Source organism: Candidatus Magnetominusculus xianensis (assembly GCA_001541255.1).
In the GTDB taxonomy this organism is placed as follows: Bacteria; Nitrospirota; Thermodesulfovibrionia; order Thermodesulfovibrionales; family Magnetobacteriaceae; genus Magnetominusculus; species Magnetominusculus xianensis.
In genome coordinates, this window is sequence record LNQR01000091.1 from 1 (window position 1) to 14,357 (window position 14,357).

A 14,357-nucleotide genomic window follows, 5' to 3' on the forward strand; every position below is an offset into this window, starting at 1 on the left:
GACTGCCGTTGCCGTAACTTCAGGGATGTTGTCCTTTGCTGCGGCAATGAACTTCAACACTGCCTCGTATGCACCCTCAAATGGGGGACGAGAGAGCCTTTGGTATGTAGCTGCGTCCTGGGCGTTGAGGCTTATGGATATGGTATCGACAAGACCTGAGAGTTCGGGCAGTATATCTCGCTTGTGAATGACAGAGGCGAGGCCGTTTGTGTTAACCCTGACCCTGCCACCGTGAGCTTTTACATGGCGCGAGACGTTTATCACTGTGTCAAGCCTCATCAGCGGCTCACCGTAACCACAAAATACTACCTCGTCATAAACGGCTGCATTGGCGCCTATGGATTCAACAATTTCCGCGTCTGACGGCTCGCGGCTTAATCTGAGGTTATGTCCTTTTACGTAATCAGTCTGATAGCGGACGCAAAATGTACACACGTTGGTGCAGCGATTTGTGATATTCAGATACAGGGAATTCCTGATTTTGTATGTGATTTGTCCAGTTGACTGCGTGCTGTCAAGGCCGAAGAGCCTGTTAGCGTTTAAAGTAGTGATTCTGTCGATGTCCTCATAAGAGACACCTCTTATTTCTGCTATTGTTCTTGCCGTGTAGGTGACATATGCCGGTTCGTTTCGTTTGCCGCGATATGGGGTGGGAGCCAGGTATGGGGCATCTGTCTCTACGAGCAGGTAATCGTCCGGGATTGTGCGAATAACTGACCTAAGGGCTGCTGCATTTTTGAATGTTACCGTGCCTGATATAGAGATATAAAGCCCTGATGATATAACGGCCTCGGCCATTTTCTCATCCCCCGAGAAACAGTGTAGGACGCCGCATGAGACATTTTCACTCTTGATTATAGATATTACATCGTCTGAGGCGTCGCGGCTGTGTATAATTACAGGCAGGTTTAAATCCTTTGCTAAGTCGATGTGTTTAATAAAGATTTCCTGCTGAATATCTACGGGACTGTGTTTATAGTGGTAATCGAGGCCTGTTTCACCAATGGCGACCACTTTTTTGTTTGATGAGAGTTCTCTTATCTGCTGGTATATTGCCGGTGTAAAGTGTTTAGCGTCATGGGGATGAATGCCAATGGCTGCATATACTGAGGGATAACGCTCTGTCAGGGCGGCGGCCTTTTCGATACTCTCCGAGGATGAGCCAATGGTAATCATTGTCTGCACACCGGCCCCGTGCGCCCTTTCTATGACATTATCAATGTCGCCGTCAAACGATGACATCTCGAGGTGGCAGTGTGTATCAATCATTGGAACTCAACGGGATGTTGTTTGGTTCAAGTATCCTGTAGAATTTCAGGAGAGTGATTGTGGCGAAGGCCATAAATAACCCAGACAAAAATAATGATGATATAACCCCGAAGTAGTGCAACTGACCCAGTAGGAGATTTATTATGCTTACAGTTATCCAAAGGGACGAGAGGAAAAAAAACAGCACGATAGATCTGCTGTAATTATCTTTCATTGCACGGTAACTTTTCATCATTGCCATAGCAGGGGTTATGTCTTCGTTCATGATAATTATGAATGTCAACATAAAGGCAAAGCAAACGTATAGTGCGGGGAGAATGAGGAGCATGAGGCCAGCGGTCAGGAAAATAAGGATTAGGATTGATGCCGGTAAAATCCTGCCGATTCTTTTCAGCACAGTCAGGCTGCTGTCAAACACGTTACACATCCTGTTGTTCTCTATCTCTATTGCCATTGCAATGGTCACGCAGTGAGAGAGTGCCTGTAAGAAATAATTTAAGGCGCTTATCATAAACAAGCGTGGTGCAACTACTAAAATGGTCTTTTCGAGGTTAGTCTCGTCAATAGTGGCAAGATCGCTACCAATTATGATACTTGTTGCTATAAGTACAATTATGGAGGCGATAATAGTAGGTGTTATGATAACAATATTTTTTCTAACGGCATTGAGGCTTTCAAAAAAAATCATTCCAAATTCCATAATCGATTATACTTGTATGCTAACACAGATAATCATGCAATTACAAGGCGATCAGGAGTAAAGCTGGTAACCCTTGACTAATTAAATAAATAATGTTACCATGACTTAGAGCAATGGGGTTGCCTAAGGTATAACATTATGAAAAAAGATGATGACATTGTTGACCTGGAACAGGAGTTTTATGATTCCTTTGAGAAAGAACAGATGCTTGCCTATTTTGATTTTACCGTTCCACGTGGTGCTATCCCCGGGCTTTGTAAGATTTCAAAGCCAAAGAAAGGGCGCACGACCTATTTCTCTGCTATTTTTCTCATAGACACACCCGATGAAAGCACCTTTAAATCAATTGCCTCATATGCCAGAAATATTAACTGGGATAACTTCAAAAACTACCTGCCTGGCTTTAACAGCGCAATGTCAATGCCATATGCCGGTGCAAAGACTGAGATTTACCTCATCGAGGCAGATATATTTATTGATATACCTATTGATATGCCTAAACAATTTGTAATGCATAAATTATACCCATCCATCGAAAAGGTAACAGGCTTTAAGGCTGGCACGTTAGTCTTCTGGGATGACATAAAAGGAGATTTAACGAAAGATGATGTAACGCACCAGTCCTTTTTTCAAAAAATAAAGGATTTTTTTAGCTAACTGCTGAATGCAGCACTGGACAATAACAGCCATCAGCGCAAAGAAAACCTTATTAATCGCCGCAGTTGTTGCGGTGTTAACGACACAGCACGGCTACAGCGCTAACCTTATAGGGCAGGCTGCGCCGGACTTTACGTTAAAATCTCTGAATGGCGATGACATATCCCTGTCATCATACAAGGGTAAGGTCATTTTACTTAACTTCTGGGCTACATGGTGTACACCGTGCAAGGACGAGATGCCGCCAATGAATAAACTCTATCTGAAATATAAAAACAACGGCCTTGTCGTGCTTGCCGTCTCCACAGACGACTCCACAATGGTGGTTGAGAAGTTTCTGATTAAAAACCATGTGGATTTCCCAGTGCTGCTGGACACCGGCAAGACAGTTGCTAAGACTAAATATCGAATCAACGCCCAGCCCACTACTTTTTTAATCGGCAAGGACGGCACAATAATAAAAAAATACTTTGGAAGCGTCAACTGGATGGACGATACTATTCAAAAAGAAATAACTTCACTTTTATAGCATCGAATGAAACCAAAACTCTTAACTGCCTCAGCAGTCCTGTTTGTCATAGCACTTATTATCATATTGATGTTTGTATTAAACGCCTCCCCTCACATCTACAAGAAATCAGAAATCCTTATGGACACCGTAATAACGCTGACCGTAGTGTCAAATTCAGAGAGAAGGGCTGACGAGGCCATAGAGTCCGCCTTTAACAACTTGCGGCGGTTGGAGCGGCTGTTAAGTTTTTTCGATGCGGGAAGTGAAGTCTCGGCAATTAATAAAAATGCAGGGATAGGGGCAGTAAAAGTCTCACCTGACACATTTGAACTGACAACGATAGCCCTTGAAAAAGCTGAATTATCATGCGGGGCATTCAACCCGGTCATAGGACCGGCGATGGTACTGTGGGACTTTAAAAATAATAAAAGGCCTGCCGATTCTGAATTAAAAAATGTCCTGCCTCTGCTTGACTACACACGTATCGTGCTTAACGGCAGCGATTCGTCTGTAATGCTGATGGACAAGGGGATGGTCCTCGACCTCGGCGGCATAGCCAAGGGATACGCGGCAGACAGGACAGTAGAACTCCTCAAAAGGGCCGGTATGAAGGCCGGCATAGCGGCAATGGCCGGGGATATCAGGGTCTGGGGGACAAGACCGGACGGCAGCCCCTGGCGTGTAGGCATAAGGGCGCCGCGAGGCACAAGCGACGACCTAATAGGTGTGTTGTCACTTGAGGATTTGGCCGTTTCAACATCAGGCGACTACGAACGGTTTTTTATTGAAGGCGGTATCAGATACCACCACCTGATAGAACCAACCACAGGCTACCCGGCAGGGGATTTTCAGAGCGTAACAATAGTTAATCCAGAAGGAGTTGTTACAGACTCCTTATCAACGGCAGTATTTGTTATGGGCAGAGAAAAGGCACTCAGATTTATTAAAAAAAATAAACTCATGGCCTATTTAATCTATGCTGACGGTACTACTTACACAACGGAAAACCTAAGAGCGCTGTTTGACAATCGCTGAGATTATCAGGGTCACGACCCTGTTTGACAGGATATTGCTGGTAGTCCTGCTCGTCATAACGGGGGCATCGATAGTATTAGTGCCGCTCTATCTCCCGCGCGGAGGGCAAATCATGATAGAAGCAAACAACAAATTATTATATAAACTGCAGTTAAGCGATGATAAAACCATTGAAATCAATGGCCTCACCGTAGAGATAAAAGCTGGAAAGGTGCGCGTGGCAGACTCAGATTGTCCCGGCAAGGTATGTGTCAAACAGGGCTGGATAGACAGCGGCGCTATAATATGTCTGCCAAACAGGGTAGTAATCACAGTCGATGGTACTCCAACAGCCCCCAAAGGTGGTGTAGATGCAACAACGTGACAAGTACCGGCTGGCGCTTCTGGCTGCCTGTGCCCTGGCACTGCATGGATTTGAGCGCCTCATACCTACCCCAATACCGTGGCTGAGATTCGGATTTGCAAACATAATAACCCTGATAACGCTGATTCTCTATGGATTTAACGCAGCGCTTACGATAACCCTGATACGGGTAATTATTGGGTCTATGTTAATGGGGACTTTTTTAGGGCCGCCATTTATTATGAGCACTGTGGGCGGGCTGTTTAGCGTAGCGGCTATGTGGGCAGCCTTGCAGGTACGTGTATTCGGGCCTCTAGGGTTAAGCCTGACGGGGGCGCTTTTTCATAATCTTGGGCAGCTCCTGGCCGTGTACGTTGTGTTTATTCAAAATCTTCGATCTATACTAATATTAGCGCCGGTTATTCTGTTTGTTGGCACATTAACAGGGGTATTAAATGGTCTCGCCGTTATTTTTATAATGGAGCACTTGAAAAAAATGTCAGATAATGTACAGAATACCTAATGAAGATTAGATGTCCGAGATGTGCTAAAGAGGTAAGCTACGCTGGGAATCCATACCGGCCATTTTGTAGTCACAGATGCAAGACGGCAGACCTCGCATCGTGGGCAGACGAGCGCTACAGAATACCTGAAGACAAAACGACTGAAGCAGCTACAATAAATCAGGAGGAAGCATAATGTTAAACATATCAATAGCCGGAGCTGCCGGAAAGATGGGGCAGCGCATAGGGGTATTGGCCCTTGAGAATCCATCTATAACACTCGTGGGGGTATTTGAAAGAGCCGGGCACGAAGCCATTGGAGTGGACTTCGGTGAAATCGCCGGGGTTGGCAAGACGGGCGTGACCTTAACTGATAATATCGCAGAAACGCTTGACACGGCTGATGTGGTAATTGACTTCACATCCCCGGAGTCCACACTTAGTAATTTAAGGCTCTGCAGTGAGCATAACAAGGCAATGGTCATAGGGACAACCGGCATGTCTTCCGCACAGACATCCAAAGTGGAATCATATGGAACCAAAATCCCTGTGATACTGGCCCCGAATATGTCCATAGGGGTGAATCTTCTGCTAAAGGTACTGGGCGATGTCGCCCGTGCATTGGGGGATTCCTATGATGTCGAGATAATCGAGGCCCACCACCGTCTGAAAAAGGATGCCCCAAGTGGTACGGCATTAAAAATGGCAAATGTTATAGCCGAGGCCCTCTCAAGGAACCTTGACGAGGTCAGCGTTCTCTGCCGCAGCGGGATAATCGGCGAACGCAGGAAAAAGGAAATCGGAATTCAGACAATACGCGCTGGCGACATCGTAGGAGAACACACCGTCCTGTTCGGCGGGCTTGGGGAACGCATAGAGATAACTCACAAGGCATCGAGCCGCGACACATTCGCACGCGGTGCGCTGAGGGCAGCCCTGTGGCTGCAAGACAAACCAGCCGGCATATACGACATGCAGGATGTCCTTGGACTCAGATAAACATGTGACAACGCCTCTGATTCAATTAACTGGCTCAATAAACGGGACTATATGTATTTTTTTAACTCATTAGCTAAGAAATATTTCTGGGTAGGGCTTATTGTGACTGTCCTTGCGGCGGGCTTTACTGCAACGTCTTTTTGGTTTACTTCAGTAATCGAAAACGACGTCTTGAGGATAAACCTTGCAGGGGTTGAGAAGGCACGCCTTCTAAAAATCGAAATGCTTGCCGTAACAGCCGCCTCCAAGTTGAACCGCTCATTTACTGAAGATATCTATCTAACCGAAATCCAAAAGTTTGAAGAGACCATCGTAGGGTTCAGAGACGGAAATAAAGCCATGAACACGAAGCCATCTGCAAACTCTGAAATCTCCGGCAGGGTAAGCAGACTCGTCGATGAATGGACTACCAGAGTAAAGCCCATGCTTCTTGAGGTGGGAAAAAACATTCAGACAGGCAACCCAATCTCAACAGACAACCTGCATTCTACAATTTGTTCATACTGCGATAACATAGACGACCTCACCAGACATATCATCATCAGTAGTGACAAGCAGTTTCTCCTGCACGATAAAGTCAGATTTGCCCTGTTAGCGGCCGTTGTTATTTGTTTTGTCATGGGGATTTATTTTACAGAGTCCAACCTTGTAACCCCATTAAAGAGACTGCTTAAGGCGGCTGCCGAAATGGAACAGGGCAAGCTGTACACAAGGGTAAAGGCCACTAGTTCTGATGAAATAGGAGAGCTTGGCCAAAAATTCAACTCCATGGCTCATACGCTGCAATTGTACATCGACGAAAACTCAAAACGCATGAACCAGCTTGACCAGATGAATAAGAAGGCTGAGGAAATGGTCAATGAGCGAACACAAGAACTTCAGCTCGCAAACAAAGAGCTTATCGCTGCAAAAGAAATGGCCGACGCTGCTAACAGGGCAAAGTCACAGTTTCTTGCCAACATGTCCCATGAGCTAAGAACTCCGCTTAACGCCATAATAGGGTTTTCCGAGATGCTCAACATGGGGCTTGTCGGGGAGCTGCAAAAAGACCAACAAGAGTACATAAACGACATATTCGACAGCGGACACATGCTCCTTTCCCTCATCAACGACATCCTCGATCTCAGTAAAATCGAGGCCGACAAACAGGACTTAAAGTTCACGAACACCGGCGTAAGGACAGCTATTGAACGCGCCCTAAGCCTTTTCAAAGAGAAGGCCGCCAAGCGTAATCTGACCTTAACAGAGCAAATCAATGACGATGTCCACACCGTATATGCAGATGAGAGGAGACTAGGACAAGTAATTTTAAATCTGCTGAGTAACGCAGTTAAGTTCACCCCAGACGGTGGCCTGATAACAGTCGGGGCAGTCAAAATTGCTCAAAATGGACATGAACTTGTTGAGATATATGTCAAGGACACAGGTCCTGGGGTTAAGGCTGAAGACCTGCCAAAACTCTTTACCGAATTTCAACAGTTTGAGACCACAGAAGAGGTACACCACATGGGAACAGGCCTTGGCCTTGCCCTAAGCAAAAAGCTCATCGAGGCACAGGGGGGCACTATCAGAGTAGAGAGCCAGTGGACAAAAGGCGCTGAATTCAGGTTTACTATACCTACTATAAACATAGTTGACGGAGGCAAAGTTTGAAAAAAATATTAGTAATAGAAGACAACGAACTGAACATGAAATTCATACGTGAAGTCCTCAGAAGACGGGGATATGCCATAATTGAGGCATATGACGGCGCTGACGGCGTGGCACTTGCCGAACAAGCCCTGCCCGAACTTATCCTTATGGACATAAATATGCCGCACATGGGCGGTATTGCCGCACTTAAGAAAATCAAGCAAATAGCGCCGCTTGAAAACACCCCCGTTATTGCCCTGACTGCCTATGCGATGGAAGGTGACAGGGAAAAATTTATCAAAGAAGGTTTTGATGACTATATCGCTAAACCTATAAGTATCGGGGTTCTAATGGAGGCTATTGGAAGGATTTTTAAATAGCTCAATCACGGCTGTTTAAGTCAAACGCCATTACAACAGCATCCTCTTCCGGTTCAGCGTAGTAACGCCTTCTTGTGTATAAGGACTTAAATCCCAGCGAATCATAAAGACATATGGCCGGTAAATTGGACACGCGTACCTCAAGTATCACCGCAAAATCCTTTATTACCTCAGCCATTACATGTTTTACTAAGATAGAGCCGATGTGTCTGCGTCTATAGTCAGGATGCACGGCAAGTTTCAATATATGCACCTCGTCAACCATCAGGCGGACACAAATATAGCCGACTGCCGTGCCGCTGTCATCAACACATGCAGTCTTACAAATGGAGTCTGGATGTAAAAGCTCTGAAATAAAGTTGTTTAAAGACCATTTATGTGTAAACGATTGCTTTTCTATTTCAATGACCCTGGTCATGTCCTGCACTGTCATGTTATGGATTTCAGCCGCTGGCACTTCTGAGTCTCTCCACGGCAAGCGGCATCTTTAAATAAACCGGACTAAGACTATGGGAAAACTCACCGCGTGCCGCCATATTCAATCCAATAGTGCCTACAGTATATGGCGATATGTGTACAGTTTCTGGAAACAGCGCCATAGCGCCGAGGGCTGTGGTAATTGAGGATTTGTGTGCGGTCACACCGCAACCGGTAAAAATCACCTTACCCTCGTTAAACTCTCTCAGCGACAATAAGTCATTGATACCAAAAAGCCCGTGCCCCACGATTGTTTTAAACCCACCGTTTGACCATTTAAACAGCGCCCCGTAGACCTCGCCCTGGCGCGCGTCGATTATCGGGCAAACAGGGTATGCCGCAAAAGGAAAATTCCATGCAAGGGCCTCAAGTGAACTGACTGCCACTGCCGGTTTCCCTGTGGCATGGCACAGGCCATTAATCGTGGCAATCCCCACACGCAGCCCCGTAAAAGAACCCGGCCCAACCACAACGGCAAACGCATCTACATCACATCCGGCCTGTTTTAGGGTGAAATCAATAATGGCCATTAAGTGAACAGAGTGAGTACTCTTTAAGGCGTCAAGATTTACTACAGCGCTTGACAGCAGCCCTGCTGCGGAGTCAACAACGGCAGCCCCGCACATTGAGCCTGAGGTATCTACAGATAGTATTCTCATCACACGTTACAGGCATAATATAACATACGTACAGGCGACAATAACAGCAGCAGAATGATTACAGTTGAGACAATACTTGCCTATCTACCCATAAATAATGTATTATTATACACATGTCTGAAATCGAATACCACGTGCCGGAGGGTTTTCTATTCTCCACAGTTGAAGCGGCTGTTAAAAAGCCTGGTCGGAAGGATATTGCCATTATATATTCTACCGTTAGTGCTGTTGCCTCTGGTGTGTTTACTACAAATATTGCTAAGGCCGCCCCAGTTCTGTTAGATATTGAAAAGATTAAAGGTGGCAAGGGTAGGGCGATAGTGGCAAACAGCGGTAACGCTAACGCATGTACTGGTGCTCGTGGACTAAAAGACACGCAGAAGATGTCTTATGTTGCGTCAATTACGTTAAATTGCCCAGACCCCGAGGTCTTTGTCGCATCGACTGGCGTTATAGGCACACCCCTGCCTATTGACCGTATGTTTTCTAAAATCAGGGATGCCGCAGAAACAATAGGGAATTCGACACTGCTTGACACAGCGCGAGCCATTATGACCACAGATTCATTTCCGAAAATAGCTTCGGCTCAGTTTAATATCACAGGTAAGACCGCCACTGTTGCCGCTGTTGCAAAAGGCGCCGGTATGATATGTCCTAATATGGCAACAATGCTCTGCTTTGTACTCACTGATGCCGCTATCACTAAGGATGCCCTTGATCAGGCCCTTATTTGCGCCAATGACCTCACCTTTAACCGTATTACAGTCGATGGTGATATGAGTACCAACGACACCGTCTTAGTCCTTGCCAATGGACTTGCCGGAAATAAACCCATTCACACAGGCACTAAAGGTTTCAACATATTTAAAACTGTACTTACTGATGTTTTGATGAGCCTTGCCACTATGATTGTAAAAGACGGTGAAGGGGCTACAAAGGTTATGAAGGTGCTGGTAAAAGGTACCAAAACCGAACACGACGCCTCAATCTTTGCAAGGGCAATTGCAAATTCCCTGCTTGTTAAGACCGCAGTTTACGGCTGCGATGCTAACTGGGGAAGGGTTATTGCCGCAGCCGGTCACGCAGGGGTCCACTTTGACCCCAATGCTGTAGATATATTTTTTGGTAGTGTCAGGGTTGTTAAAAACGGTTTGACAACTAACAAGGACGCAGAGGCCGCAGGGCAGCTTAAGGCCGATACTGTTACGATTACGATAAATTTCAGAATGGGCAAGGCATCGGCTCAGGTATTGAGCTGTGACTTGACCGAAGAGTACATTAAGATCAATGCCGAGTACAGGACTTAAAGTTGCCGTCATAAGAACACATGATAATTATAATTATCAGGCTGTCTGATAATGAAAACTTTAATTAATTTGCCTACTACAGCTTGACAATCAATTCTGCTTGTGCTATCATATAGTCATAAGCGCCTCGTTCCTCCCCTAAAGTCGTCACCCAATCATGGGTGGCGGCTTTTTTTTATTGTGATAAGATAATGACAGGTATCATAGCTGAAATACTTGACCGGCTCAATATTTTTCGGGAAAAAACAATTGCAAATCAGTTATAATAGTCATCTATGGTAAAATATCGTAAACTGTCTTATAGTTGTATAACTGAAACCCCTTGTTTTAAAAAGGAGATTTCAAATAAGTTGGAAAAGGTTCGGACATGAACGCCCTTGTTACAGGTGGAACAGGTTTTATTGGCAGTCATCTGGTTGAGGAACTTATCAGGCGTGGATATAATGTCTCATGCCTCATTCGCACTAAATCCAAGCTCCACTGGCTGGAGGGATTTCCTGTTAGTCTTATTCAGGGTGACTGCCGGACAGTTGAGCCGCTTAAAGATTGTATAGGGGACTTCGACTATATATTTCATCTTGCCGGAATTACAAAGACCTCTTCTGTTGCTGAGTTCTATTGTACTAATTCAAAGGGCACGTCCAACTTTATAGAGATGATAGCAAAACACAATAAAAAAATCAGGAGATTTGTACACTTAAGCACACTTGCTGCCGCTGGGCCATGCAAGGATGGGCTCCCGGCAGATACTTCCGCTGAACCGGAGCCGGTATCTGACTACGGCAAGAGTAAGCTTGAGGGTGAGCAGTGCATACTCAAATTCAAAGACGATATCCCGGTTACGATTATTCGCCCGCCTGCTGTCTATGGTCCAAGAGACAAGGACATGTTTATCATATTTAAGATGATTCAGCATGGGCTTTTCCCGCACTGGGGAGAGTCTTACTACTCTATGATCTATGTCGAAGACCTTGCGAAGGCTATAGTTGATTGTGCTGTTTCAGATAAGACTATAGGGAAGACATACTATCTTTCGGATTTTAATATCTACAGCAACTGTGACATTGCAGACACTATAGCCGAAGAGCTGAACTGTCAATATCTTAAGGTTAGAGTCCCAAAATTTCTTATGCACCCGATTGCCAGTATCTCTGAAAAAATTTCAAGACATAGTATAATCAATTCGGACAAAATCAGAGAGTTAAACTTCACCCACTGGGTCTGCAACAGCGACGACGCCATGAGGGATTTCGAGTTTGACCCTAAAGTCTGTTTAAAGGAAGGTATCAAGTGGACAGCAAACTGGTACAAGATTCACAAATGGCTGTAACAGGTAAGAACATATTTGATAAATGCTATCGGTTTGACCTGGCAAAAGGGTATATATCGTCAGGCCTGTATCCATACTTCAGGCCGATAGAAAGCGCCCAGGACCCGGTTGTCTTTATGTATGGCAGGAAGGTTGTTATGGTCGGCTCGAACAATTATCTTGGGCTTGCGAATCACCCGAAGGTCAAGGAAGCCGCTGTGGCAGCCACCATGAAGTATGGCACAGGCTGCGCTGGCTCACGCTTTTTAAACGGCACCCTGGACATCCATGTACAGCTTGAAGAAAAGCTAGCGCGCTTTATTGGTAAAGAGGCCGCGTTGATATTCACGACGGGCTTTCAGGTGAATCTTGGCGTAATATCAGCGCTTGTCGGCAAGGACGATGTAGTCGTTCTTGATAAACTTGACCACGCCAGCATAATAGACGGCTGCCGACTGTCTTACGGCGGTGTAAGGAAATTTCGGCACAACGACATGGAAGACTATGAGCGTGTGCTTATTGATTCACAGGGCAAGGGTACTCTGACCGTGGTTGACGGTGTGTTCAGCATGGAAGGAGACATTATAAACCTGCCTGAACTTGTACGAATCGCACAGAAGTACGGCTCTAAGATCATGCTTGACGACGCGCACGGCATAGGTGTGCTGGGAAGTACCGGACGCGGCACGGCACAAAAATTCGACCTTGAAAAAGAAGTTGACCTGATTATGGGCACATACAGTAAGTCACTTGCCTCGATAGGCGGTTTTATTGCCGGTGACAAGGACATCATCCACTATATACAGCATTTTGCCCGGCCTCTGATTTTCAGCGCAAGCCCAACCCCTGCCTCGGTTGCCTCAGTAAGTGCGGCAATCGATATAATAGAGGCTGAACCTGAGAGGATTCATGCCCTGTGGCGCAATACATCAAAGATGCTCAAAGGATTTAAAAGCATGGGCTTTGAGGTTGGCCTTACAGAAAGCCCGATAATACCAATCCTTGTCGGCGACGATATACTGGCATTTAAAATGGCTATGATGCTTCAGGACAGAGGCGTATTTGTAAATGTTGCAGTCAGCCCGGCAGTTGCCCCTGGTAAGGCGCTGGTCAGAACCAGCTACATGGCTACACATACGGACGAACATCTGGACATAGTCCTTGATGCATTTTACAAGACAGGAAAAGAGTTTGGAGTCATACAGTGAGCGAACCCGTTAGGGTTGCTGCGGTAACGAATCCTAAAGAGCTGGACCTGTTTATTAAATTGCCGCTGCGCCTGTACGCGGGGGACCCGTTGTACAGCCCACAGCTTACGAAAGACTTAAAGAATCACTTCTCAAAAGAAAACCCATTTTTTGGATTTTCCACCGTAAAATATTATCTGGCCTACAGGGGCACACCCAGCGGTGAAAAGAACTGTGTGGGCAGGATTGCCTCAGTCATTAATAAACGCCATCTTGAGTTTCATAACGACGGTGCTGGGTTTTTCGGTTTTTTTGAGTCCATTAATGACACACACGTTGCAGCAGCCTTGCTTGATGCCGTAAAAAATGACCTCAAAGGTGCCGGTCTTAGGGTTATGCGCGGCCCGATGAGTTTCTCTACCAACGAGGAGTGCGGCTTTTTACTCGATGGGTTTAATATACCGCCGATGATTCTGACGCCGTATAACCCGCCGTATTATAACGACCTTATGCGCTCCTACACAATGGAAAAAATAAAAGACCTCTATGCCTATATCGTAGATGTCCCAGATTTAATGCCGGAGAAGGTCTATCGCGCCGCTGCAATTGCAGAAAAGCGGGGCATCACGGCGAGGATTATCTCTATGAAGAATCTGACCGCTGACCTGATGAGCTTCAAGGTATTATACAATGAGGCATGGAAGGCAAACTGGGGATTCATACCGCTGACTGACGAGGAGATAATCTATACGGGAAAGCAGCTTGAGCAGATAATCTACCCGGAGACTTGTGTCATAGCCCAGTTCGGCTCTGAAACGGTAGGGTTTTTGGGACTGATTCCCGACGCCAACTTTGTCCTGCGGCATCTGGGCGGCAAATTAAATCCCATTACAATGGCCAAGGCCATCTACTTATCGAAAAAAATCAGGGATGCCCGCCTGATGCTCCTTGGCACGAAGGCCGAATTCAGAAACAAGGGGGTTGATGGTCTGTTGTTTCGTGAGGCATTTCAGGGCTGCAAAAAACACAAGATAGAAAGGGTAGAGTTCTCATGGATATTAGAAGATAACATACCAGTTCAAATGCTTATCAAGATGATAGGCGGCACTCTCTATAAGACATATCGTATATACGAAGTCCCTGTCTGACTAAATTAGGAACACTTCCTATATCTTCAAATATCCCCCAATATCGAAAGAAGTCAAAGTCCCGTTTGCGTTTGCCGTTATTATCACATTCGGGTTTAACGGGGAGAATTTAATATCGTTAACCCGCCAAAGAAGTTCTATCGTTGCTATCTCCTTACCGGAGTCAATATCCCATAGCTTTAAGGTATTATCATATGAGCCAGAAATCAAACGTTTATCGTCTTTCGTAATGAAACAGCTT

At 45.7% G+C, this 14,357-nt stretch carries 18 protein-coding genes; 13 read left to right on the forward strand and 5 right to left on the reverse strand.

Annotated features, from left to right (window positions below; all coding sequences use genetic code 11):
• Nucleotides 1–1,269, reverse strand: a 1,269-nt coding sequence (locus ASN18_RS12775; RefSeq protein ID WP_085053172.1) for a TatD family hydrolase, incomplete at its 3' end; no start/stop codon positions are given.
• Nucleotides 1,262–1,969, reverse strand: coding sequence for a hypothetical protein (locus ASN18_RS12780; protein ID WP_085053173.1), 708 nt, complete (start codon nucleotides 1,967–1,969; stop codon nucleotides 1,262–1,264). The genes ASN18_RS12780 and ASN18_RS12775, both read right to left, overlap by 8 nt.
• Nucleotides 1,970–2,107: 138 nt before the next feature.
• On the opposite strand from ASN18_RS12780, the gene ASN18_RS12785 reads away from it, so the two are divergent.
• The 9 genes from ASN18_RS12785 to ASN18_RS12825 are packed head-to-tail and all read left to right on the forward strand — an operon-like array spanning nucleotide 2,108 to nucleotide 8,029.
• Nucleotides 2,108–2,626: a hypothetical protein gene (locus ASN18_RS12785; RefSeq protein ID WP_085053174.1), complete on the forward strand. Its 519-nt coding sequence runs from the start codon at nucleotides 2,108–2,110 to the stop codon at nucleotides 2,624–2,626.
• A 7-nt stretch (nucleotides 2,627–2,633) separates the two neighbouring features.
• Nucleotides 2,634–3,155: a peroxiredoxin family protein gene (locus ASN18_RS12790; protein ID WP_085053175.1), complete on the forward strand. Its 522-nt coding sequence runs from the start codon at nucleotides 2,634–2,636 to the stop codon at nucleotides 3,153–3,155.
• 6 nt (nucleotides 3,156–3,161) lie between these two features.
• Nucleotides 3,162–4,172, forward strand: coding sequence for an FAD:protein FMN transferase (locus ASN18_RS12795; protein WP_085053176.1), 1,011 nt, complete (start codon nucleotides 3,162–3,164; stop codon nucleotides 4,170–4,172).
• Entirely contained in the window at nucleotides 4,159–4,536 is a 378-nt protein-coding gene (locus ASN18_RS12800) for a NusG domain II-containing protein (RefSeq protein ID WP_085053177.1), read from the forward strand. Before ASN18_RS12795 ends, ASN18_RS12800 begins: the two co-directional genes overlap by 14 nt.
• The gene (locus ASN18_RS12805; protein ID WP_085053179.1) at nucleotides 4,523–5,038 is read left to right on the forward strand and encodes a Gx transporter family protein; all 516 of its coding nucleotides are present in this window, start codon (nucleotides 4,523–4,525) and stop codon (nucleotides 5,036–5,038) included. Before ASN18_RS12800 ends, ASN18_RS12805 begins: the two co-directional genes overlap by 14 nt.
• A complete protein-coding gene (locus ASN18_RS12810) occupies nucleotides 5,038–5,214 on the forward strand; it encodes a DNA gyrase inhibitor YacG (RefSeq protein WP_085053181.1) in 177 nt (58 codons plus the stop codon). Before ASN18_RS12805 ends, ASN18_RS12810 begins: the two co-directional genes overlap by 1 nt.
• Nucleotides 5,214–6,017, forward strand: coding sequence for a 4-hydroxy-tetrahydrodipicolinate reductase (gene dapB, locus ASN18_RS12815; RefSeq protein ID WP_085053182.1), 804 nt, complete (start codon nucleotides 5,214–5,216; stop codon nucleotides 6,015–6,017). Before ASN18_RS12810 ends, dapB begins: the two co-directional genes overlap by 1 nt.
• Nucleotides 6,018–6,068: 51 nt before the next feature.
• The gene (locus ASN18_RS12820) at nucleotides 6,069–7,670 is read left to right on the forward strand and encodes a HAMP domain-containing sensor histidine kinase (RefSeq protein WP_085053183.1); all 1,602 of its coding nucleotides are present in this window, start codon (nucleotides 6,069–6,071) and stop codon (nucleotides 7,668–7,670) included.
• Nucleotides 7,667–8,029 (forward strand): response regulator, encoded by a 363-nt coding sequence (locus ASN18_RS12825; protein ID WP_236861733.1) that lies wholly within the window; start codon nucleotides 7,667–7,669, stop codon nucleotides 8,027–8,029. The genes ASN18_RS12820 and ASN18_RS12825 overlap by 4 nt, the downstream gene beginning before the upstream one ends.
• A gap of 1 nt (nucleotide 8,030) precedes the next feature.
• On the opposite strand, the gene rimI is transcribed toward ASN18_RS12825, so the two are convergent.
• Both rimI and tsaB read right to left on the reverse strand, forming a co-directional pair.
• A complete protein-coding gene (gene rimI / locus ASN18_RS12830) occupies nucleotides 8,031–8,486 on the reverse strand; it encodes a ribosomal protein S18-alanine N-acetyltransferase (RefSeq protein WP_157072985.1) in 456 nt (151 codons plus the stop codon).
• Nucleotides 8,473–9,165, reverse strand: a complete 693-nt coding sequence (gene tsaB / locus ASN18_RS12835) for a tRNA (adenosine(37)-N6)-threonylcarbamoyltransferase complex dimerization subunit type 1 TsaB (protein WP_085053185.1) — start codon at nucleotides 9,163–9,165, stop codon at nucleotides 8,473–8,475. Before tsaB ends, rimI begins: the two co-directional genes overlap by 14 nt.
• A 113-nt stretch (nucleotides 9,166–9,278) precedes the next feature.
• Between tsaB and argJ the strand changes: the two genes are divergently transcribed.
• From argJ to ASN18_RS12855, 4 genes are all read left to right on the forward strand, one after another.
• Entirely contained in the window at nucleotides 9,279–10,472 is a 1,194-nt protein-coding gene (gene argJ / locus ASN18_RS12840) for a bifunctional glutamate N-acetyltransferase/amino-acid acetyltransferase ArgJ (RefSeq protein ID WP_085053186.1), read from the forward strand.
• Between the two features lie 367 nt (nucleotides 10,473–10,839).
• Nucleotides 10,840–11,802, forward strand: coding sequence for an NAD-dependent epimerase/dehydratase family protein (locus tag ASN18_RS12845; RefSeq protein ID WP_085053187.1), 963 nt, complete (start codon nucleotides 10,840–10,842; stop codon nucleotides 11,800–11,802).
• Complete coding sequence (locus ASN18_RS12850; protein WP_085053191.1) at nucleotides 11,793–12,989, forward strand: aminotransferase class I/II-fold pyridoxal phosphate-dependent enzyme; 1,197 nt, start codon at nucleotides 11,793–11,795, stop codon at nucleotides 12,987–12,989. The genes ASN18_RS12845 and ASN18_RS12850 overlap by 10 nt, the downstream gene beginning before the upstream one ends.
• Entirely contained in the window at nucleotides 12,986–14,116 is a 1,131-nt protein-coding gene (locus tag ASN18_RS12855; protein WP_085053188.1) for a hypothetical protein, read from the forward strand. Before ASN18_RS12850 ends, ASN18_RS12855 begins: the two co-directional genes overlap by 4 nt.
• A gap of 18 nt (nucleotides 14,117–14,134) precedes the next feature.
• On the opposite strand, the gene ASN18_RS17590 is transcribed toward ASN18_RS12855, so the two are convergent.
• A partial coding sequence (locus tag ASN18_RS17590) for a WD40 repeat domain-containing protein (protein WP_236861734.1) occupies nucleotides 14,135–14,357 on the reverse strand: 223 nt, incomplete at its 5' end.

Excerpts from the sequence above, each read along its gene's own strand:
- ASN18_RS12780 (WP_085053173.1), bottom strand. The coding sequence starts at position 1,969 with ATGGAATTTGGAATGATTTTTTTTGAAAGCCTCAATGCCGTTAGAAAA.
- ASN18_RS12785 (WP_085053174.1), top strand. The coding sequence starts at position 2,108 with ATGAAAAAAGATGATGACATTGTTGACCTGGAACAGGAGTTTTATGAT.
- ASN18_RS12790 (WP_085053175.1), top strand. The coding sequence starts at position 2,634 with ATGCAGCACTGGACAATAACAGCCATCAGCGCAAAGAAAACCTTATTA.
- ASN18_RS12795 (WP_085053176.1), top strand. The coding sequence starts at position 3,162 with ATGAAACCAAAACTCTTAACTGCCTCAGCAGTCCTGTTTGTCATAGCA.
- ASN18_RS12805 (WP_085053179.1), top strand. The coding sequence starts at position 4,523 with ATGCAACAACGTGACAAGTACCGGCTGGCGCTTCTGGCTGCCTGTGCC.
- ASN18_RS12810 (WP_085053181.1), top strand. The coding sequence starts at position 5,038 with ATGAAGATTAGATGTCCGAGATGTGCTAAAGAGGTAAGCTACGCTGGG.
- dapB (WP_085053182.1), top strand. The coding sequence starts at position 5,214 with ATGTTAAACATATCAATAGCCGGAGCTGCCGGAAAGATGGGGCAGCGC.
- ASN18_RS12820 (WP_085053183.1), top strand. The coding sequence starts at position 6,069 with ATGTATTTTTTTAACTCATTAGCTAAGAAATATTTCTGGGTAGGGCTT.
- tsaB (WP_085053185.1), bottom strand. The coding sequence starts at position 9,165 with ATGAGAATACTATCTGTAGATACCTCAGGCTCAATGTGCGGGGCTGCC.
- argJ (WP_085053186.1), top strand. The coding sequence starts at position 9,279 with ATGTCTGAAATCGAATACCACGTGCCGGAGGGTTTTCTATTCTCCACA.
- ASN18_RS12845 (WP_085053187.1), top strand. The coding sequence starts at position 10,840 with ATGAACGCCCTTGTTACAGGTGGAACAGGTTTTATTGGCAGTCATCTG.
- ASN18_RS12850 (WP_085053191.1), top strand. The coding sequence starts at position 11,793 with ATGGCTGTAACAGGTAAGAACATATTTGATAAATGCTATCGGTTTGAC.